Origin of the sequence: Candidatus Methylacidiphilum fumarolicum (genome assembly GCF_949774925.1) — a bacterium.
Classification (GTDB): domain Bacteria; phylum Verrucomicrobiota; class Verrucomicrobiia; order Methylacidiphilales; family Methylacidiphilaceae; genus Methylacidiphilum; species Methylacidiphilum fumarolicum.
Map to the genome: position 1 here is coordinate 453887 of NZ_OX458932.1, position 22140 is coordinate 476026.

The following is a 22140-nucleotide window of genomic DNA, read 5'->3' on the forward strand; positions in this document are numbered from 1 at the left end:
AAGTTTTGCTAGTCTCGTGGGATGAAAATCTCCCGTCATGAACGCCGAATCCTTCTTTCTGGAGGAAGAGATTTCTAAGAAGCTCCTTTCGATCCTTCTCTGCTTTCCCAAGCACTCTTTACGGTTGGCGCAAATATAAAAGAAAAGACCAGAGGTCGTGATGAAAGCAGGTATTGCCGGATTAGAGGAGGCAGCGAACGATTCCCGAGTGGAAAACCTACCTCTGAACAGGAAGAAGCGCGAACTTCTCGAGGATCTCTTGCATTCGCTGTGTAGCCGAGAAAGAGCGTTTTCTTGTCTCATTCTTTGGCTTAGACCGCTTTGCGGAAATCCTCTTGTAAACGTGGGGAGCGCAACATGCTCGTGGGGGAAGGCTACTCCAGCCCAAGCGAATGTCAGCAAGAATGTAGAAGGGTGCCCTAAAGACGGCTAGGAAACGATCGAAAGGTGGGCGTTAGCCTACTCTGCGATGATCAACCCCAAGATCCAGTGGAGTCGGAGATGGACGGAAAAAGCTAAGCAATTGGCTTGCTAACTATTCCACTCGACGCAGCTGTTTGCTTCTGTGTTTGGAAAAAGTGATCTGCCCGCTTCTAAATTTCACATGACAAAAGAGAGGCAAGCTGCCATGCTTTTCAGTTTGTGAAAGGACTGGCGGAAGTGCAACTGGAAAGCCGCCAAGAATGAGGCTGCGTCAATCGATTGGATGCGAGGAATGGAGGTACCAGACTTTTGATGAGAAGAGGAAGGCGGTATGTCATGCTCATGAGTTTTGAAGGTGGTTAAAGGATTGTCATTGGTTTGCCAGCTAACTTAAAAATCCATTGCCTGATTGGCCTTGTTTTAAAGGATAAGAAGGTGGTCATTCCCTACGCAATGTAACTAAAAATTCTGAAATAATTATACAGGGAAGCGCTTGGGATAGAGGCTGGACATTCTGAAGTTTTCACTGAAGACCACGGAAAGAAGTAGAGGAGAGGGTTGGGGAGTAAACCAAGACGTATCCGCAAGCACAACCTGGGGGAAGAAAAAAGCGGACGGCTTCGTGTACGCAAGGGGCAAGAGGAAATCAAGCGGCAAATAAATACAAGCCTAAGCTCTTTTCTGCCATTACGAAGCACTTCAGTACTTGTTTCTAAGGAGCTATATATATGGGAAACGCTCCACGCAAAGAACATTCCAGGCGCAACCCTACCAATGGGCTGCTGTGTGCTTCAAGAGAGACACGATTTTGGCGCCTGCATAAGATTCTCATCAAGAGAAAGTCAATCCAGCCTATTGCTCTTAGCTTTATCGACGGCGTCCACGGCGTGGGTAGGTTTATCCGAAGCATCGCACTGGAGACAAGTTTGTATGCCGGCATTTTGAGCATATGAACTATGCGGAGGGGGTGGGCGCAGACCCCCTCAAAAAAAGAATCGGAGATCCGGAGATTCTTTGGTGGACGCTGAAGTACCAAGTTAATGCGATTCTTTTGGAGAGGTTTACCCGTAACAGCGAGCTAACGCCCGATAGGAATCTCAATAAGGGGACTGCTCCGGAGCCAGACGACTCGAGACACCGGGTAGGTGTCCTCTTTGATTATTAAGATGACACGCTACTTCTATTCCGCTACCCCGGAGAACGAAACGGTCTTAACAATCTTGGGTCATCCGCCACAAAACTAAGGCAAAAAAAGCGAACTTGGCTCAGGCGAACGCAAATCCCGAGTATGTTTTTTAGGAACAGATTTATTGGAGAGACTAAGGATTTTCTTGATCCAGAATTTATACTTCAGGCTGGCTACTAACAGTTTATGGTAAAGCCAGCAGTTTTCAAAATGGTAATGAAAAGAAACTCCTTATCAATGCCAAATTTGTCTCTCTTTGGCCTGAAGAATTTTATCCTAGAAACGAAGGGCATATGAGAATAGGACCAGTTTTTTCTTTTAAAGATTAGTTTATTTTTCTTTTCTTTATTAAATGCAGAAACTCGTGAATAGATTGTTTTCGACTATAAAAAAATCTACATAAATCCTAGACGGGCCTTTTTAAAAATCAGACAAGTTTGGACACTTTTTTTTACCAATATCCAATCCAATCTATTGAGCTATCGTCTTGCGGCATTGACCTAGATAAAACCATGCTAAATCCTAACATTGATTGATCCACCTTCGGTTCTATAACTACCCGTGCGCATATTTGACAGGAGGCCCTACTAAGAGCACTAACTTTACATAACTTTTTAACGCTAGACAATCTTCCCCATTATAGTCTCCTATCAATACATCAACATATGCTTGTCCCCCAAAACAGAGAATAAACAAAAAATCCTATGAGCCTTAGTTGATAAGAAGTTTTTCTTTTAAAAAACGATTAGTACAAATAATAAGACAAGTTTCAAACATTCCTTTTAAATGGACTTATTTATTAATTAAAACAGCAAATGTTCAGAAATATATATATTAATATTATTTATGTAAAAGCATATTTCTTCGCTTCCTTAAAATTTTCTTTACTTTTCAAAAAATACCTTAAATGTTTAGTCTAAAAAAAAGGGACAAAAAGAGGGTAATAAAGTCTGTATGCCCTGTTGATTTTAAGAAATACAATACAGGGAGTATGCGGTAGCTTTCATTTAACGCTTTTATTCACAAATTTCTTCTAAACCATTTTCCACAGCAAAACTTCCTCAAGAATTGATCATAAGTGTTTCTTTATTAATGCAAAGAAATTGGTTGCATTGATTGGTCCCAATCCTTTCTAATCACTGATTCGTTTTTTATTTTTTTTTTGAATGGTTAACCCCACCCATCAAATCAAAAAGCACTATTCCCTCTGGCCTTGGAAGGGAAAGGTGGCTATTTTTTTTGATTTTCTTTTCCTTCTTATAGGAGCAACGGTTGTTTATTGGATCAGGAATAGTACTATCTACTGGCCTAAAAATGTTCTTCCCTTATTATCCCATCGGCATACAGCGATTTTTTGTTTATTTATCCTTACTTCCTTCCTTCTACTTCATCAAAAAGGAATTTATGATCCTTCAAAGGTTTTGAGCATTTCAGAGGAGACAAAAAAGATCTTCTGGGCGTTAACTCAATCAGCAGCTTTTTTAATCGTCATTCTCTTTGCAGGCCAAATTCTTATTTCTAGAAAACTCCTTTTGGGGCTTTGGCTCTTTAGTATCCTTGCTCTTCCTGGATGGCGATTTATTCTTCGGAAAATTTATTCTGGAGATCTTAAAGAAGGAAACTCCTGGATAAAGGTGGTGATTATCGGTAAAGGAGAAAATTCTAAAAAGCTTGAACGCTTTTTTCAAGCCAACCCATTTTTAGGTATCTCTGTTTGGGGAGTTTTAGAAGAAAAAGAAGACATCATTGAAAAGCTTCCTCAAATTTTAGAATTACACTGGATTGATGAGATCATTATTAGTGAGTCTCTTCCACTAACAATGATTGAATCAATTGTTCTTGAAGGGATTAAGAGAAAGAAAAGAGTCAGACTTCTCTTGCCTTCCCTTTCCGAAACACTCCATCCTCACTGGGAAAAAATGGACTTTTTTGATGGGCTTCCTCTAGTTCCACTATGTGATCAATCAATTTCTTTATTTTATCTCATTGAAAAAAGGATTATCGACATTCTAGCTTCTTTTGTTGGCCTTCTTTTTTTAAGTCCGGTTTTCCTACTGATTGCGGCTATCATCAAACTTCAAGATGGAGGACCCATCTTCTATTGTTCAACCAGAGTGGGCAGAAAAGGAAGAAGATTTTCTTGTATTAAATTCAGAACGATGACAGTGGATGCAGACAAAAAAAAGGAAGCACTTGCTCATCTTAATGAAAGAGTGGGGCCTATGTTTAAAATTACCAATGATCCAAGAGTTACACCTTTTGGCAGATTTTTAAGAAAGTATAGTTTAGATGAACTTCCTCAGCTTTTTAATGTCTTACTTGGTCAGATGAGTCTTGTAGGCCCAAGACCTCCTACACCCGATGAAGTCGAAAATTATGGAAAATATTCTTTAAGTTATTATAAAAGGTTGGAAGTAAAACCAGGATTGACTAGTCTTTGGGCTGTAGAAGCACGCAACGATCCTAGGTTTGAAAGAGCCGTTGAGCTGGATTGTAAATATATCGAAGAATGGACTCCATGGCTTGACATAAAAATCATATTGAGAACGATTCCTGTCGTTTTTCGAGGAGAAGGAAAATGAACAGGAGAACATTTTCTTAATTTTTTCTTAATATTTGCAAAAATTTTCAAAAAAAATTATTTTTTCCTTGTTATTTTTTTCAAATCATCTAAAAACTAACTATCACTATATTAAGGACTTTCAGGAGGAAAACATGAAAAAAAGCCCACATAAAATATTAAAAAGTCCAGTGTATAAGCTGATTGTTGGGGGAGTGATTGCCGGGCTCCCACTCACGTCCCCAACTATTGGACCATTGTCTGGTACAAGGGTTTGGGCGCAAACAACAGCTTCAAAATCTATTGGGATAGTTCAAGGAACAGGTACAATTACACAGAATTATTTGGATATACCTCTTTCTGGTGGAAAATTTCCTTTGGCTAATGGGGCAAAAATTACGACTGAAGGAGGGGTGATTCGAGTCAATTTTTCTGGAAAAAATTGGATCCAGCTTGGTCCATATGGATCGATATCTATAAGCAAAACAACGAATGGATATCTTGTAAAAGTCGATGGTGGGGAAGTAAAGTTTCATCTGAATCAAGGGGATCTGGTAACTTTTGAAGGACCTTCGTCTAGAATGGTAGCCACGGATGCAACTTTTAAAGAAGGGTCAGTTTTAGTTGCTTCTGATCTCACTTCGGTTTCAATGAAAAAAGGGGAATTTAAAGTGGAAGACCTAACGAACAAAAAAGAACTTCTGGCTACAAGCTACAATCCTGTAGTGCTAGGAGCTAATTCTCTGGAACTCATTCCAACTTCTTCAGATGAAGTTATTGCCGAAGGCAGTTCTAATCTTCCGTCAGGTTCAGTACCTCTTTATGGAGCAGATGGACATTGTGTAGGGTATATGCCCAAAAAAGGAGGATTTATTTCTTCTCCTGGTATAGTTCCTCCACTTTCTCATCCTATAAGTCAAGTTTCTTTAAGCAAGGTGCCCAAGCTTCCTACTGGGTATAAGCCTCTGTTTGATAAGCATGGGAAATATATGGGGTACGTGAAAGATGGATTGTTTGTTTATGATGATCCCCCGGATGACAACAACGACGAAAATAATAAAAGGAAAAGAAGAAGGGCTGCCGCAATCATTCTGGGTACTCTTGCTGCTGGCGTTGTCGGATTTACGGCTGCAGGAGTTAGTGGAGCCTTTACTTCACATCCAGGACCTCCTGTTCCTGTTGTGACGCCGACCCTTCCGTAGGCTAAAAAGAAAATGACTAGCCACCTTTTTTGGAAAAAAGGAACTCTTCTTCTGAGTTCCTTTTTTCTTTTGTATAGTCAATTAGCTCTAGTTAGTTTAGCGAAAGATAAAAATAAAGACCTGCCTCTTAACGTCCCACCTGCAACTGAGGATCAGAATAGCAAGATTAATGAAATTATTCTCATGCAGGCCAGTCAAACCACTGATAACAGTGGGGTGCCTCTTGGAGATGGAGATCTCATTGAAATTCGGGTTTCGGATTTACCTGAGCTTTCTGATGTAAAAACTAGAATAACTCCTTCTGGAAAGATTCTTTTGCCGCTTTTAGGGCAGCTTCAAGTGGAAGGTTTAACGGCTGAAGAGCTTCATGATCTTCTGAAGACAAAGCTTGGAGAAAAGTATCTAAAGAATCCTCAGGTTTCAGTTTCGGTGGCTGAGATGAAGAGTCATAAAGTATCAGTCATGGGAGCGGTTTTTAAACCTGGGGTTTATGATATGACTAACCAATTGAGACTTGTTGATGCTTTAGGACTTGCTGGAGGACTCAGGGAGGATGCTTCCACTACGATTTATCTAATCCGCTCGCCCAAGAAAGTTGTTGGTCATTTAAATCTTTCGAAAACCAAAGAGGAAGATTCCAATAGTAAGGAAAACGAGACAACTGAAAACAAAGAAACTACTTTGCCTGTCAAAAAAGCAGTTCCTGTAGTTAACCCAGTGAAACCTTTTATTGTTGAAATAGACCTTAATGAACTGATCGATGGGAAAACGGATAGAACTAATGTTCTTCTTTATCCAGGAGATGTTATCCAAGTGCCACCAGCTGGTTCTATTTATGTAGGCGGTGAGGTAAAAAATCCTAAGGGTGTTCCTATAAAAGGAACCATTTTAACTGCCTATCAAGCGATTATTGAAGCGGGAGGGCCTAATGACAAAGCGGATATGTCTAAAGTAAAGATTTACAGAAAAATGCCAAATGGTCAAAAAAAAGTGACTCTGATTGACTTAAGTAGAAAAAAAAGAGATTATAATGACTTTCCATTACAAAAAGGAGATGTAGTGGTTGTGGGGACAAATGGTCCGATGGCTGTTCTTGTTGGAATTAGAGACACAATATTTGCAAGATTGTTCTTACCGCTACCTTATTGAAGATAAAGGAAGAATGTAAACAATTCTTTATCAAAAACCTTCACGTTTATCAGTTTGAAAAGGATGGCATATGGGTGAAGAATTACAAAAGATCCCTGAACACAATGTTCCCCACAATCAGATACAAGATCCCAATAGCCTAACAGCTATCCCTTCCGATCCCTATTATTCTTTTTCTACTGGAGAGTGGTTAAAAGAGAGATTCAATGAGATTTATCGATACAAAGCAGTCGTAGTAATATCATTTTTATTAATTTTGCTTTTTACGATTCTTTTTACTTTCACTCAAAAACCTGTCTACCGAGGAGTAGCAACGATTAAAATCAATTTTAATAAATCTGAAGTGCTACCTTACAAGACCGTCGGAGAAGATCAAGCAGGGCTTTTTGATTTTGAGAATTTTTTTAAAACTCAAGTTGAAATTTTAAAAAGTAGGTCGTTAGCTCAGCGAGTGGTTGAACGATTAGATCTAGATGAACATCCTGATTGGTTAGGTTTAAAAAAAGAGTCATTTCGTAAGCATTCCATCAATCCCTCGGAAGGTATAGAACCAACCTCTGAAATAAATTTATATGCAGAATACCTCCTTAAAAACCTTCAAGTTACTCCAGTTCGAAACACAAGACTGGTGCAAATTAAGTTTGATAGTGTAAATGCCCAGGCAGCCGCACAAATTGCTAATGCTTATGCAGAGGCTTTTATTGCTTTTGGCCTTGATCGAAAATTAGAGGCTAACCAGCATGCTAGACATTTTCTTGCTCAACAACTTGACTCTATGAGAAAAAAATTGGCTTTAGCTGAAGAAAAACTCGCAACTTTTACAGAACAAACAGGTATAGTAAAATTTCCTGGAGTGGATCGCTCTCCCGCTGAACAAGAACTCAACAGGGTAAGTGAGGCTGTATCAAAAGCGCGATTCGAAATGATTCGGAGAGAGGTCTATTTAGAAAAAGCCAAAGCCGCAATGGATGCTGGAAAATTAGCTGCTATTCCTGACAGTCCGTTTACAGTTGATCTAAAAAAGATTCTGCTTAAAGAACAAGCAAAATACCGTGAACTAGAAGACATATACAAAGAAGAGTATCCCAAAATGTCGCGACTTAGAACAGAAATTGAAGGATTAAATAAAGAGATTAGCGAAGAAAAAGAAGCGACGATTGAAAAACTTGAAGCGGATTATGAAGCAGCAAAAAGACATTATGAAAGCTTGGAGGAAGAATGGAAAGAAGCAATGGTTAAGGTCAAAAAGGAAGGACGGCTGCTGTCTCAATATGCTTTACTCAAGCGAGAAGCAGACACAGATCGTGAAATGTATACTGGCCTTTTAAAAAGACTAAAAGAAACAGACATTACTTCTGCTCTAAACTCAGGAAATATTGAAGTTATTGAAACCTCACCAATCCCTAAGGTCCCTGTTAAACCACAAAAGATTCGAAATATTCTCTTTGCACTCGTTTTCGGATCATTGACATCCTGTGGGCTAGCTCTTGGTTTAGCAAAGCTTGATACAAGAATCCGATCAAAAGAAGAAATAGAAAAGCAGCTTGGAATCCCAGTCCTAGGATCTATTCCAGATATTGAGCTTATTAAGGGAGAAGGTATTGATGAAATTCCAAAGGACATTCCTTTTGCTCTTACTACTTATTCCTCACCAGAGTCCTTTGTAAGCAATGCCTTTAGACAAATTCGCACATTACTCCACTACGCTATTCCCAATCGAAAACCTCAATTAATTGCTATTACTAGTACTTATCCAAGTGAAGGCAAAAGCAGCACAATTGTTAATCTTGCCACGGTTTTAGGACAGCAAGGGACCGTACTTATTATTGATGGGGATTTGAGAAAACCCTCACTTCATAAGTCATTAGGACTAAGACCTCGTCCTGGTCTTTCTGAAATCCTTACGGGACAAGTAAACATTGAAGAGGCACTCCAATTATCCACTATTCCAAACGTTTGGGCTATAAGCGGGGGAAGAGCCGCAATTCATCCAACAGACCTTCTTGGTTCTGAATCTATGCATTCTCTCATTCAATTAGTAAGACAATATTTTTGTTATATTTTAATCGATACACCACCAATGCATGGAATGCCGGATGCAGCAATAATTGGATCAGTAACCGATGGATTGATTTATGTCATTCAAGCTGGACGAATTGAAAGAAAGGATTTTCTTCAAAATTTGCAAATATTAGCAACGGTGAACGCAAGAATTCTTGGGGTTGTCTTAAATAAAACAACTACTTCTTATCAATCCTACTATTCCTACTATGCATACAAAGAAAAGAATGAAATCCAAAATAAAAATCAAACTCAAAGTCTTTCTCCTTTTCATTCCCTTCAATTCTTAAATGATTGGGTTCAAGAAAAAATCAAAAGACCGGATAAATGATGATAATCGTTGATTTTCTATTGTGAAAAAAGACTGATGTCTTCTAATGATTAACTAATGGTTAAAGTCTCTCCAATTTTTTTATTTATTTTTATAATCATTGGGATTATTCTTTCTCTCCCCTCTCTTTTTCTTTCATTTTCCAACAAGCTTTTATATGAGCCATTAGATACTTCTTCTTGGATTCAATTAGTCAAAGAAAAAATTAATCAAGACAAAAAAGAAGATGCATTCCAAATCCTTCAATGGGTAATGAAAATTTCAGGTCCTATCAGTTCAAAAAGATTAGAGATTGCCGAACTTCTTATTGAATGTGATAAAACAGATTTGATAATACCAGAATTAGTTTTCGTTTTTAAAACAGATCCAACTCTTCAAAAAACAGCTATATATCTTCTTAAATCCATTTATGGAGATAATGCTAGAAAACTATTAATCGATAAAAATGATCTATATATTCAATCTTCTTATTTAGAAATTGCTTTAAAGGAAGGATGGCTTGAGGAAGCAAAAGAAATATGGGATCGAATTTCTAAAAATAAAAAGGATATAGAGCCAAGGCTCTTTAGAAACTATGTTGAAACTTTTATACAAAAAGGAAATTATCAAGAAGCCCGTAGAGCATGGGATCTTTTTTTCCCTTCTCAAGACCTTATTTGGAATGGAGATTTTGAAAAACCTTTTTTAGGATGGGGTTTTGATTGGAAGATCTATAAATCACCTTTTTATCAAATCAAAAGAGATTCCCAAAAACATTTTTCCGGAAAATATTCTTTTAGGATCAAATTTAACGGTCTTCCTACCGACAAGGATTATGTGTTAGCTGAACAACGCGTACCATTAAAAGAGAAGAAAAAATATATTCTCTCTGCAAAAGGACTATCCAAAGAATTATTTAGCAGCTCTGGAGTTTTTCTAGAGATTTATGATCCCCTTGAGGAAGTTTCATATGGAAAAACAATTCCCATAAAAAATTCAGAAGAATGGAAGGAATTTTCTTTTAAAATAAAAAACATTACAGAAGACATAAATGCATTATTAAGAATTCGTTGGAAGGCTACTACAGAATGGGAAGTCCCAGTGTATGGGACGGTATGGATTGATGCCATTTATCTTACTGAATCTGAACAAGAAGAAAATTCTAAAGATGAAACTGAAGGAGAAGAAGAACAGAATGAGGATGAGCTCCCCTTTGGCGCACCAAAAGAAAAACCCTCTGAAGAATCTCCTTCGTCCTGAAAGGATTTTGTTTTTTACTCTGATAATTTCTCCTTGGCTTTTTGGTGCCGTTGAAACATGGGCAAAAGTATTTCTTTTTTGCCTTATTCTTTTTGGAGCATTCATCTGGTGGAGACAAAAAACCAAACTTGTATTATCTTTTTCTTTTCCATTAATTACAGTTGTTTTATTAATCCTATTTTGGCTATTTCTAGAACTCATTCCACTGCCCCCAACTTTCATTCAATTTTTATCACCTAAACGGTATGAACTAGAAAAAACAGTTTTATTTCTCCTCGAAGGTTCTTCTGCCACTCAAGCAATGCCTTGGATTCCACTTTCTATAAATCCCTCTGAAACATTTCCTTATATTTTGGAATTTTGTGGGATTATCCTTTTTGGATTTATAGTTAATCAAATTTTTAAAAATTTTTCAGAGGAAAGAGACTTTTGGATTTATGCTTCTCTGCTTAATGGTTCTGTGCTTTCGATCTTTGCAATTATACAACGAGCAACGTCGAATGGAAAACTTTTTTGGTTTAGGACCTTAACTCAAGGAGGAGACCCTTTTGGTCCTTATGTCAACAGAACGCATTTAGGAGGGCTTCTCTTATTATTTATTCCATTAGGGATAGGGTTTTTGTTGTATAAAAACCAGTTAAATAGTTCAAAAACACTCAAATTGCCAAAAAAAGATAGTATGGTAAAGAGCCTTCAATATCTTTCAATTAAAGATTTGTTTGAGAAGCTATTTTTTCCTTTTCTTCTTCTTATTATTTCCAGTGGAATCCTTATTTCTCGTTCCAGAGGAGCGATGGTAAGTATGCTCTTAGCCATTTCTCTTATGGGGTTATGGTTATCATTGAGCTCAAAAGAAAAAAAAATGGGTAGGAAACATGCTTTATTAGTAGGATCTTTTATTGTTGCTTCCATTACTATGGCCCTTTGGATGGCTTCAGATATTTTCATTGGTGCAACCCAACGGCTTGTTGAAGAAGCGGTGGATATTAAAACAAGCAGTCGAATTGCTCTATGGAAAGAAGCTATGGAGCTATGGAGAATGTTTCCACTTACGGGTTCGGGCCTTGGGACATTTGAAGAAGGTTTTAATTTAGTAAGAACTGTTTTTCCTGGTGCAATGCGTGTAACCCATGCAGAAAGTGATTATGTAGAGCTTTTGACAGATTCTGGACTGGTTGGATTCTTGCTTTTTCTAGGCCTTATCTTAATAGTTCTCTATAAAGGATGGAAAAACATAATTTTTGAAAAAGACCAAAAAACGAAATTTCTTCTTGCTGGTGGTTATTTTTCGTTCATTGGGGGATTGCTTCAAGGAATAGCGAATTTTAACCTTGTTACAATGGCAAATCTTTTATATTTGGTTTTTTGCGCTCAGCTCTTTTTAAGCAATTCAGAAGAAAATAAAGATTCAAGCGTTTAACCTCTTTTATTTGAAATTTTTTTATTCAAAGATGTTATGTCGACTCCTAAAGTTAATATTGCTGTCTGCGGCAGATTTCATTATCACAATTATGTCCCTTTCTTGGCAAAAGAAGGCATTCTTAATTTCTTTTATTACTCCCATCGTTTTGATAGAAAGATCCTCTCAGGAGGACAAGGCAACGAAGTCAACCTTTGGCTTAAAGAATATTTAATAAGAATTCATCATCGATTATTGAGTACTCACCTCCTCTCCTTTTTTGCTCCCTTTTATAACTCTCTTTGGGAAAAACAGCTTTTAAGGCATTGGAAAGCAGCAAAATTATGGCATATTATGCTTCATGGAAGCGCTAGGGACATTATCCATAAAGTTTGCAAAGAAGGCAGTATTGTTTTAGGAGAAGCCGTAAACAGTCACCCGCATACCCTAACAAGCCTTCTTGACGAAGAACATGAACGCTTAATTCTACCAAGACAAAACCATTGGTGGAAAAAATGGATGCTTGATGAAATAGAACAGATTGACTTTCTTTTAGCTCCTTCTCTCTGGGTTAAAAATTCGTATGTGGCTCATGGGTTTCCAACGGAAAAAATTTTTATTCTTCCGTATGGAGTTGATCTCAAGCGATTTTATCCACTTTCAGAAGATATTGAGAAACAATCCTCAAAAAAATTCAAGGTCCTTTGTGTCGGGCAAATTACTCCCCGAAAAGGTCAAATTGATCTGTTAGAAGCTTGGAAAAGGCTTAAACTTAAAAATGCGGAACTGATTCTTCTTGGTTCTATTGATCCCTTAATGAAACCAATTTTAAGTCAATATAAAGATTGTTTTACCTACATGGGATTTTGTTCTTGGGATAAAGTTCCTTATTATTTCCAGCAAGCTTCCGTTTTTGTTCTTCCTTCTATTGAAGATGGATTTGGATGTGTCATTTCTGAAGCAATGGCAAGTGGTCTACCTGTCATCACTACAACAAACACTGGGGCTTCAGATGTTGTAGATGAAGGAATTAATGGATACATCATTCCCATCCGTTCTCCAGAAAAGTTAGCTGAAAAATTAGAAATTTTGTATAAAAACCAATCATTACGAGAAGAAATGTCAAAAAATGCATTAGAAAAAGCAAGAAAGTTACTTAATTGGGAGTTTTATGCAACAAGTCTTATTAAAAAGATCTATGAACCTTTATTTTATATGAATAAATCTAAAGAAAAAAATATTAATCATTCATCCACACAAAAAAACTTAAAACTTAAAAGATGTTGATGCCAAATGACATAATCTTTTCTTAAAATTTCCTTTTATCTTGAGAAGTTAAGCTTAGGTCTAGATCTAAGAGGTATATATATCTACTCAAAAAATGATATAGTTCCATGTAAGTCCTCTATCAAGCTATGTGTGGGATTATATTTGCTAACCTATGATTTATGAATTTATAGATTACAATGGATACCAAGGAGAATTTTTCAATGTGCTGATTTTTGGTTTTGTGGGCTATTTTTAGGCTTTATGGAACCGATTCTTAAGGTAGAGAAAGCTTTCAAATGCTGATTCCATGTTCAGACTTTCCTTATTTATTTTGACTCTTCCCTCAAAGAGACAAAAACCTATCCAATTGAGGAGTAAGGGATTATTCCGCTAGAGTATCCACAATTGGTTGTCTCTCTTGGTTTTATCTTGGTCTTTGTCATTCTTTACCAGTCGAACATACTGGTCCACTGGCTCGTTTGGCTGCTGTGTTGAAAACATAAAAAGGAATTTTTTGCAAGATTCGAGTAGGATAAAAATAATTAGGTGCTTATTTTAAAAATGATTTAATGTGCAGTGTTGTGCTTTTGACTCAAATTACTTGCTATCCCATCTTCCGCAAGTTTTTGTCCATTTTGTTGATGTATCAATGACTTATATATATTCGTGTAGGACTCAATAATTTATTTATTATTTATTATTCTGTTGGCATCGTGGAGAAAATATGTTAGTCAGGTAGGCATGTACTTGCAGGAGGTCCGCACACGTCAAAAGGGGAAGATCTATCGATCCTATATTGTCCGAGAGTCCTACCGAGTGGGGAAGCAGGTGAAGACACGCCGGATCGCCAACGTGACCCGATTGCCGGAAGAAGCTCGGGAAGTGCTGGCGGCGGCCTTGCAAAAGAAGCGTCTTGTTCCTGTAGAGGGGCTCGAAGTCCAGGAGGCACTTGATTACGGAGGATTGGCCGTTCTCGAAGAAGCCTGGGGTCGCTTTGGCCTCGATGAAGTCTTTGCCCGTGTTGGCTCGGAGCGGAAACGAAGGCTTTTGAAGGCAATGATCTTTGGCCGGATTCTCTTTCCTTCCTCGAAGCTGGTCCTTCGGGAGGAAGCGCGGGGGACTCTTCTGGCCAAGGCTTGTGGGCTCGAAGAGAAGGATCTGGATGAAGACGAGCTCTACCGGGCGATGGATGAGTTAAACGGCTGTTGGAGTGGGATTGAGAAGAAGCTTTACCAAGGGAGTCAGCCGCAGGGGGCGAGCCTGGTGCTCTACGATCTATCAAGTGTTTACTTCGAAGGGGAGGGCCCTGAGGGACTAGCGCAATATGGCTATAGTCGGGATCACCGGCAGGATCGGCGCCAAGTTCTTCTTGCGGTGGCTACGGATGGTCGGGGGATTCCGTTCCATGTGGAAGTGCTGAGAGGGAATCGGGCGGACCGCACGACCTTGACGGGGCTCTTGGTCACGCTCAGACGGAGGCTTGGGATCCAAGAGGCGACCTTCGTCTTCGACGGGGGGATGAGGAGTTGGTGGAACTTGGAGATCCTGACTGGCATGGAGCTGGAGTACGTGACCTGGTCGACTCGGGCCAAGCTTCAGGAGATTCTCAGTCGTCTGCCTGAAGACCGGCAGCTTTGGCTAACGGACCGGACGCGGGTACTGGAGATTGAACAGGAGGGAGTGCGCTATGTCATTGCGGGAGGAGAGTGGCGGGCTCAGCGGGACCGCGAACGGCGGCAAAGCCGCATTGCTCAAGCAGAAGAAGTGCTCCGCCAGATCACGAAGGCGGCACGCCGGCAGGTGAATCCCGTGAATCTCGGCAGCCGGGTTGGCCGAGCGCTGCAGAGGCTTCAAGCGCACAAATACTTCCAGTACGGCGTCGACGCAAGCGGCCGGTTCTGGTGGAAACTGGATCAGGAGCGGGTCAAGGAAGAAGAGGCGAAGGGCGGCTGGTATCTCTTGGAGACCAATCTTCCAGCGACCAAGGCTTCGGGCCAGGCGGTGCTCACCCACTATAAGCAGCTGGATGTGGTCGAGGCTGCTTTCTCGGAGCTCAAGAGTTACCTGGAAGACCGTCCCGTCTATCACTGGCGACCGGACCCGAGTCCGCAACCATGTAAGGATCTGCTTCCTGGCCTTCTGGATGAGTGCGCGGCTCGGAGCCGAATGGGTGGCTAAGGGCTTTACCGAAGAGGTGCCCAAGGTGCTTCGGCGTCTTCAGACGATCCGCTTGGTCAAACTCTCCCTAAAAGGACAACCGCTGATTGGGCTCTTCTCTCAGATTCCCTCCGAGTGGAATGCCTTGCTGCAAAAGATCGATCTACTTTCCCTCTTCGCTTCTCCGCCCAAGTGGGCAATGTAGGCAGAACAAAAAATCTATTTCGTTCTGTTGCAATCACTTATGACGCAACGTTGCGGAAGATGGGCTAGCTCCTCCGGCCCTTCCCCTTCGAAATAGGTGGAAGTCAAGTCGTAGAAGACCCTCTCAGGCTGGAGGGAAAAAAAGATCTCGCAGCCGGCTAAAAAGCCCCTCTTCCAGCTCTTCCTTCCGTTGAATCAGCTCATCCAGCGTCCGATACCAAGGCCAAAGAAACCGATGGTCCACCCGCACCCGACCATTTTCCTTCCATATCGGCAGAATCCGTTCCCCCCTCCGATCGGCTACATAATCCGTCTCTAACCACTGGGCTAAGGCATGTTCGCTTCCCGGACAAATCAGCCGATGAGCCACCAAAATAAACGCTCTCTCCGCAAGAGAAAAAGCTTGCGACCTCTTACCAGATGCCTCCAAAAGCTCCGGAAACCCTAACTCCTCCCAAAGAACCCTAGCCACCAAGGTCTGCCCCCAAACCGCCGCCGATTTTGCCTCCCAACTTCCCGTCGTCTTCGGCGGCTCTCCTCTCAGAAGCTCCACAAGTCGGTCCACATGCGGAGCCAAAAGCTCCTTCCGGCCAAGATTGGCAATCGTCCGCTGCTTAATCTTCCCTCCATCGTAGTAGCTCTCCACCAGCCGAACATACTGGTCCACCTTCCCGCTTGGCCGCCGAATCGGCACGATCCGTAAAAACATAAAGAGACATAATTTCAAAACGCCTACACATGCAAGAATAATCGAGCAACAACTTAAGAAAAGTTATTCACAACGTAGCACTATGTTTTTTTGCAAAAATCGCTTCCTCTCCTCTGGAGCACCTCCAAAATCAGCCCATTTTCACCAAACATGGGCTAGGCACGAGGGCTTTTGTTCTTGTGATCAATCGACTAATTTGTCCGGGAAGCGATCATGCTAATGCCCAGTGGCAGGAGACCGGGCATACGTCAAAGGCACCAAAAAAAACCACACGGTTATAAGAACTTTTATTTGATACCAAAAAACTCGGCTCGACACCAACTGACAGCGTAATGGACAAGCTCTTCGGTTGATTTGATTTTCAATTTTTCCTTGATTGAACTTCTATAGGATTCGACAGTTTTAATACTAATATGAAGCTGTTCGGCAATCTGTCTGATGCCAAGTCCTTTGCCTATCAGTTGGAAAATTTCAAATTCCCTGTTGCTTAGAAGCTGGGTGGGATTATTTATTGATTTTTGGTTCTTAGAAGAGATATTGGAAATAATTTCATTAGAGACCCTTGGGCTGACGGCTATTTCTCCCCTGGAGACTTTGTAAATGGCCTCGATCAGTTTTTCCACTCCTTCAGTTTTCATCACATAGCCTCTAGCCCCTGCTTTCAAAGCCCTTTCTGCATAAATCATTTCATCATGCATCGAAAAAACAAGATTAGAAACATTTGGATAAGCAAAACGAATATCTCGTATCAATTCTAAACCATTTTTACCAGGCATCGAGAGGTTTATAATGGCTACATCGGGTAGTGTCTTTCCTATCTTTTCAAATCCATCGTAGGCATTGCTAGCTTCTCCACAAACTATGATGTTCTTCTCTTTACTTAGCAATTGAGCAATTCCTTCCCGAACTATCGGATGATCATCCACAATGAATACTTTAATTTTCTCTGTTCTTGTCTTATTCTTGATTTCCATTATCTCCTTGGACAATAGAAGTTATTTTCAAATTCAGCTATTTTTTTTGATGCTCTTCCTTCTTTGAACATTAAAGATTGATCTAAAAATCTTCTAACCTTTTTAACCAAAGAAGGTTGCAACTTTGTTTGTTTTTGTTTTCATGAAACTAAACATATTATTAAGTATTTAAAGTAGAATCAATGCAACTATTTTATTATAGGATAATGTGATGCAAATATCTTTTCTTTGATTTTAAAAACCCATATACTACTTCTTTTGTATCTGAGTTACTGCCTAACGACTTTTTGCTGTGGTTATTATATGGCAATATAAGAAAAAGGGAACATTGAATAAAAAATAAAAGCCATTTTTGATTCGGACTGTGATAAACTTAAGGATTTAGATGAGAATTGTTATTGGAATCACAGGGGCAAGTGGGGCTATATATGCTCAAAGATTACTCCATTTCCTATCATCGACCGAACATGAGATCCATGTTATCATAAGCAATCGTGGCAAACAGGTGATCGGTCTAGAATTAGGCAGAAATCTTGAAATTCCTAAAAAATTTGGCTTATACAGTGATAACACAATGGAGGCACCCTTTGTCAGTGGTTCATCCAGATTCGATGCTATGGTAATTATTCCCTGCTCAATGGGCACGGTTGGTCGTATTGCTCAAGGAATTTCTAATTCAACGATTACTCGCAGTGCAGACGTGTTCTTAAAAGAAAGAAGAAAGCTCATCTTGGTTATTCGAGAAACCCCACTCCATTTGATCCATCTTCGCAACCTTGCCACTTTAACTGAAGCCGGCGCCTTAATCTTACCAGCCTGTCCCTCTTTTTATGGCCTTCCATCCACCATTGAGGAGCTTGTTGATTCGGTCAACGCCAGGGTATTGGATCATCTTGGTATAGAAAATTCTTTGTCAGTCCGCTGGAGAGAGCATTTCTAGAGATAAGGAGAGGGGCCTTTGAAAAGCTACTGGGTCAAGCTGAAAAATCTTCTTGAGCTTGTAAAGTTTTCTCACACGCTTTTTGCCCTGCCTTTTGCTTTGAGTTCCATGATGGTTGCTGCCTGGGGGTTGCCGTCCTTAAGGACTTTGATTGGCATTCTTTTGTGTATGGTAGCCGCGAGGACCATGGCTATGGCCTTCAATCGGTATCTTGATTGGGAATACGATAAACAAAATCCCAGAACCCAGAATAGATCAAAATTAGCGACCAAAAGACAAGTCCTCATCTTAGGGATCATTTCTCTAGTAATTTTTGAAATCAGTGCCGCCTCGCTGAATTTCCTTTGTTTTGCCTTATCGCCTGTGGCTGCTTTTTTGATCGTATTCTATTCTTTTACAAAACGGTTTAGTCCTTATTCTCATGCCGTACTTGGAGTCTGCCTTAGTCTTGCCCCTCTTGGAGCATGGGTTGCAGTCAAAGGCTCTTTTGCCAGCATGCTTCCGTTTTTGCTTTCTTTAGCTGTCTTTTTCTGGACTTTTGGTTTTGATATCATTTATGCTTTGCAGGATGTGGAATTTGATAGGCGCTTTGGTTTATATTCGTTGCCAGCTCAATTTGGAGAAGGTGTATCATTGAAAATAGCAGCACTTCTACATTTTCTAGCATGGATAGGTTGGGCTTTTTTTGGATTCATCGGAGGACTAAGGTGGCCTTATTGGATAGCCCTTGTAGTGGTGGCTTGCATTCTTGGGTCTGAACATGTGATGAGCAGAAAAAGAGAGCAAGCCAAGATAGAAAAAATATTTTTTGAACTCAATGCCTGGGTTAGCGTATTTATTTTCGTAGGAATCCTTCTTAGTATTGGAATACAAGGATATGGAAAGCAATGAGAGAGACTATAAAAGATTGTTGGATCGGTCGATTCGCCTTGGGTTAACAGATATCCTAGAGAAGGTTAATGAGGGACAGAGACTAAATTTTAAAGATGCCCTCCGTCTTTACCAATGCGAAGATCTCAATTTCTTAGGCGCTCTTGCTGATAGTGTTGCAAGAAAAAAGAATGGAGAGCAGGCCAGTTATATCCTGAACCGCTACCTTAACTATTCAAACATTTGCATTTTAAGCTGCCAATTCTGTGCCTTTTATAGGCGGGAAAACCAACCTGGATCCTTTACTGAATCAATAGACCAGCTTGTTAATGAAGCAGAAGAAGCGGCAGTAAATGGCGCCACAGAAGTGCATTGTGTCGGTGGGCTGCATCCAAAACTTCCCTATTCCTATTACCTTGAGTTGGTCCGTGCTATTAAACAAAGAGTTCCTCAAATGATGATGAAAGCTTTCACGGCCGTAGAAATAAGACATTTAGCAAAAAGAATTGCCAAAAAACCAATTGTGGAAGTCCTTCATGATCTTGCGTCAGCAGGCCTGGATGCGTTGACAGGAGGCGGAGCGGAGATATTTGATCCAGAGGTACGTCGTCAAATCTGTTTAGGTAAGGAGTCGGCTGAGGAATGGCTGGAAGTTCATCGCCATTGGCATAATCTTGGGAAAAAAAGTACGGCTACGATGCTTTTTGGCCATGTGGAAACATTCCCCCAGCGTATAGATCATTTGTTTAGGCTTAGGGGTCTGCAAGAAGAAACAGGTGGGTTCTGTGCCTTCATTCCTTTTGCCTTCGAACCAGCCAATACTAAACTAAGTCATGTTCGAAAGGCATCCAGTGTCGATTTTTTGAAAACAATTGCTCTCAGTAGGCTTTGTTTGGATAACTTTGACCATATTACCGCATACTGGATTAGTTCTGGCATGGCGATAGGAGAGCTTGCTTTAAATTTTGGAGCGGATGATTTACATGGTACGATCGATAAAGAAAAGATATTCCACATGGCTGGAGCTAATACACCTCCAGGGCAACCGGTTGAGGCCCTAAAAAAGGCCATTGAAAATGCTGGCAAAATCCCCGTGCGCCGGGATACCTATTACCGTATCATCGAACCGATTCCTTTGCGCAATGAAAACGGTTCTTCCAATCCATCTAAAGGCAAAGTCAAGAATAATAAGGAAACACTCCGGAAAATCCCTTAGCTTTTGTTTGCAAGAAATTACTTGTAATGGTATTTTGTAATAAAAAAAAATTGTATATCTTCTTATGTCTAAATCATCGATGCCATTTCCAAAAATGAAAAAAAATACGTCCTCAAGAAGGAATGATTCATCGAAAAACGAACCAGGTGGAGAATCTAATTGGAAAGGTTTTCTTTTTTTTCTAGTATCCATTCTCTTTGTGGTCCTTGCTTATTATGTTAGTGTCAATCAGGGACCAGGGATAGAACAGAAATCTCTTCCTCAATTAACACGACTTTTGGACCAAGGAAGGGTAAAGTCCTTGGTGTTTATACGAGATACTTCTACAGGTCAGACTTTTCTGGAGGGAAGGTATACACGACCTGCAGGGCCAACAGAAAATGCTGAAATCATTGTCCCTTTTAGAACTGTTGTTGATTTGGAGTTTAACAGAGACTTAAAACAATTTCTTGCATCCAAGGGCTTTCCAGAGATTGATGTCAAAGTCGTTCATAATTTTTGGGGACAGGCTTTTTTAAGTGTGCTGCCTTTTTTGCTCTTTATATTGGCTCTCTATTTTCTTTTTCGCCAACAGATCCGGATGGCTGGGAGAGGTGCTTTTAGTTTTGGAAAGAGTCGAGCCAGACTTTTAAGTGGTGGTAAAACAAAGGTCACTTTTAAAGATGTAGCTGGGGTAGAAGAGGCAAAAGAGGAGGTCCAGGAATTAGTAGAATTTCTCAAGGACCCTAAGAAGTTTCAAAAACTTGGTGGAAGAATTCCTAAAGGTGTTCTTATGGTAGGCCCTCCAGGCACAGGCAAGACCCTCTTAGCAAAAGCTATTGCGGGTGAAGCGGATGTTCCTTTTTTCAGTATCAGTGGTTCTGACTTCGTTGAAATGTTTGTGGGGGTTGGGGCTTCGCGAGTTCGTGATATGTTCGAGCAAGCTAGGCGTCATGCTCCTTGTATTGTGTTCATTGATGAAATTGATGCTGTAGGGCGAGCTCGTGGCACTGGGCTTGGAGGCGGTCATGATGAAAGAGAGCAGACATTAAATGCTCTTCTTGTTGAGATGGATGGTATCGAATCGCAAGAAGGAGTCATTGTCATTGCGGCAACGAATAGAAAGGATGTTCTGGATCCTGCGTTGTTGCGGCCTGGAAGATTCGATCGGGAAGTACGCGTTAATCTTCCCGATATTCGTGGACGGGAACAGATTCTTAGAGTGCATGCACAGAAAATTAAGCTTTCTAAGAGTGCTGATCTCACCGCTCTGGCGAGGGGGACTCCAGGATTTTCAGGGGCCGAGCTGGCTAACTTAATAAATGAGGCAGCTCTTATTGCAGCTAAGAAAGGCAAAGAGAGCGTGGATCAGCCTGATTTAGAAGAAGCCAGAGACAAAGTTAGATGGGGGAAGGAGCGGAGGAGTCTTGCGATGAGTGAAGAAGAGCGTAAGACTACCGCTTATCATGAGGCAGGTCATGCCGTACTTAATGTCCTGTTGGAAAATACCGATCCTATCCATAAAGTTACAATCATTCCCAGAGGACCGGCTCTCGGTGTGACGATGATGCTTCCGGCTTCTGATAAATACAATGCCCGAAAGAAAGAGGTTCTTGATGATCTTTGTGTGGCAATGGGAGGAAGGGTGGCTGAAGAGGTGTTTCTTGGAGATATTTCGAGTGGGGCCAGTGGGGATATTCGCCAAGCCACATGGTATGCGCGTAAGATGGTTTGTGAATGGGGAATGAGTGAAAAGCTGGGAATGGTTCATTATTCCGATGACTCTTCAATGGTTTTCCTCGGTAGAGAACTGGGAACAGCAAGGGGGTATAGTGAAGCGACTGCGCGTGCTATTGACCAAGAAGTCCAACATTTTATCCAGACAGCTTACGAAAAAGCTAAAAGGATCATTCTTGAGCATAAAGACAAAGTAGAAGCATTAGCTCAAGCCCTTCTCGAATATGAGACACTCAATGCCGAGCAGGTTATTGAGATTGTTAAAACAGGGAAGATGACCAATCCTCCAACAAAAAATACACCATCTTTACCTTCTAACAATGTGGCTGAGTCGACGAAGAATCCTACTCAACAAGAAGAAGCAAGAAAAAATGATGGGCTCTTACCAGGGCTTGAGGGAGCTCCCGCATAATTGTTGATAGGGAAGGATGGTATGCTGAACTGATAATCAGTACAGCACCATAGGAACTTTCTGTACAGAAGGGCGGTGAATAGTTTCCATAACAATTGCGCTTTCTTGTGCGGTAATATATAT

Annotated in this window: 13 protein-coding genes and 2 pseudogenes; 13 read left to right on the forward strand and 2 right to left on the reverse strand. The window is 40.5% G+C overall.

All coding sequences use genetic code 11. The features are described 5' to 3' along the window. Window positions 1-1151 precede the first annotated feature (1151 nt). The 9 genes and pseudogenes from QOL44_RS01970 to QOL44_RS02010 all read left to right on the forward strand — a co-directional run bounded on the left by QOL44_RS01970 (window position 1152) and on the right by QOL44_RS02010 (window position 15181). Window positions 1152-1376: a hypothetical protein gene (locus tag QOL44_RS01970; protein ID WP_283401194.1), complete on the forward strand. Its 225-nt coding sequence runs from the start codon at window positions 1152-1154 to the stop codon at window positions 1374-1376. A gap of 1459 nt (window positions 1377-2835) precedes the next feature. Next, window positions 2836-4191, forward strand: coding sequence for a sugar transferase (locus QOL44_RS01975; protein ID WP_228343245.1), 1356 nt, complete (start codon window positions 2836-2838; stop codon window positions 4189-4191). A 133-nt stretch (window positions 4192-4324) separates the two neighbouring features. Further along, window positions 4325-5371, forward strand: a complete 1047-nt coding sequence (locus QOL44_RS01980; RefSeq protein ID WP_009060261.1) for a hypothetical protein — start codon at window positions 4325-4327, stop codon at window positions 5369-5371. Window positions 5372-5383: 12 nt separating this feature from the next. Next, window positions 5384-6520: a polysaccharide biosynthesis/export family protein gene (locus QOL44_RS01985; RefSeq protein ID WP_009060260.1), complete on the forward strand. Its 1137-nt coding sequence runs from the start codon at window positions 5384-5386 to the stop codon at window positions 6518-6520. Between the two features lie 70 nt (window positions 6521-6590). Beyond that, window positions 6591-8912, forward strand: coding sequence for a GumC family protein (locus tag QOL44_RS01990; protein ID WP_009060258.1), 2322 nt, complete (start codon window positions 6591-6593; stop codon window positions 8910-8912). 57 nt (window positions 8913-8969) lie between these two features. Further along, window positions 8970-10151 (forward strand): tetratricopeptide repeat protein, encoded by a 1182-nt coding sequence (locus QOL44_RS01995; RefSeq protein WP_009060256.1) that lies wholly within the window; start codon window positions 8970-8972, stop codon window positions 10149-10151. Continuing rightward, the gene (locus tag QOL44_RS02000) at window positions 10093-11571 is read left to right on the forward strand and encodes an O-antigen ligase family protein (protein ID WP_009060254.1); all 1479 of its coding nucleotides are present in this window, start codon (window positions 10093-10095) and stop codon (window positions 11569-11571) included. The genes QOL44_RS01995 and QOL44_RS02000 overlap by 59 nt, the downstream gene beginning before the upstream one ends. A gap of 36 nt (window positions 11572-11607) precedes the next feature. Further along, a complete protein-coding gene (locus QOL44_RS02005; RefSeq protein ID WP_009060252.1) occupies window positions 11608-12837 on the forward strand; it encodes a glycosyltransferase family 4 protein in 1230 nt (409 codons plus the stop codon). A 723-nt stretch (window positions 12838-13560) separates the two neighbouring features. Beyond that, window positions 13561-15181, forward strand: a pseudogene (locus QOL44_RS02010) (IS1634 family transposase). A gap of 62 nt (window positions 15182-15243) precedes the next feature. On the opposite strand, the pseudogene QOL44_RS02020 reads toward QOL44_RS02010, so the two are convergent. Continuing rightward, a pseudogene (locus tag QOL44_RS02020) lies at window positions 15244-15889 on the reverse strand (IS1634 family transposase); the annotation flags it as partial. A 287-nt stretch (window positions 15890-16176) separates the two neighbouring features. Then, window positions 16177-16863, reverse strand: coding sequence for a response regulator (locus QOL44_RS02025; RefSeq protein ID WP_009059943.1), 687 nt, complete (start codon window positions 16861-16863; stop codon window positions 16177-16179). A gap of 385 nt (window positions 16864-17248) precedes the next feature. Between QOL44_RS02025 and QOL44_RS02030 the strand changes: the two genes are divergently transcribed. From QOL44_RS02030 to ftsH, 4 genes are all read left to right on the forward strand, one after another. Then, window positions 17249-17803 carry a UbiX family flavin prenyltransferase gene (locus QOL44_RS02030; RefSeq protein ID WP_009059945.1) on the forward strand — a complete coding sequence of 185 codons (555 nt, stop codon included), beginning with the start codon at window positions 17249-17251 and terminating at the stop codon, window positions 17801-17803. An 18-nt stretch (window positions 17804-17821) separates the two neighbouring features. Further along, the gene (locus tag QOL44_RS02035; protein WP_009059947.1) at window positions 17822-18694 is read left to right on the forward strand and encodes a UbiA-like polyprenyltransferase; all 873 of its coding nucleotides are present in this window, start codon (window positions 17822-17824) and stop codon (window positions 18692-18694) included. Then, window positions 18681-19889: an aminofutalosine synthase MqnE gene (mqnE, locus tag QOL44_RS02040; RefSeq protein ID WP_009059949.1), complete on the forward strand. Its 1209-nt coding sequence runs from the start codon at window positions 18681-18683 to the stop codon at window positions 19887-19889. Before QOL44_RS02035 ends, mqnE begins: the two co-directional genes overlap by 14 nt. 94 nt (window positions 19890-19983) lie before the next feature. Beyond that, window positions 19984-22017 (forward strand): ATP-dependent zinc metalloprotease FtsH, encoded by a 2034-nt coding sequence (ftsH, locus tag QOL44_RS02045; protein ID WP_228343233.1) that lies wholly within the window; start codon window positions 19984-19986, stop codon window positions 22015-22017. The last annotated feature ends 123 nt before the right edge of the window (window positions 22018-22140 follow it).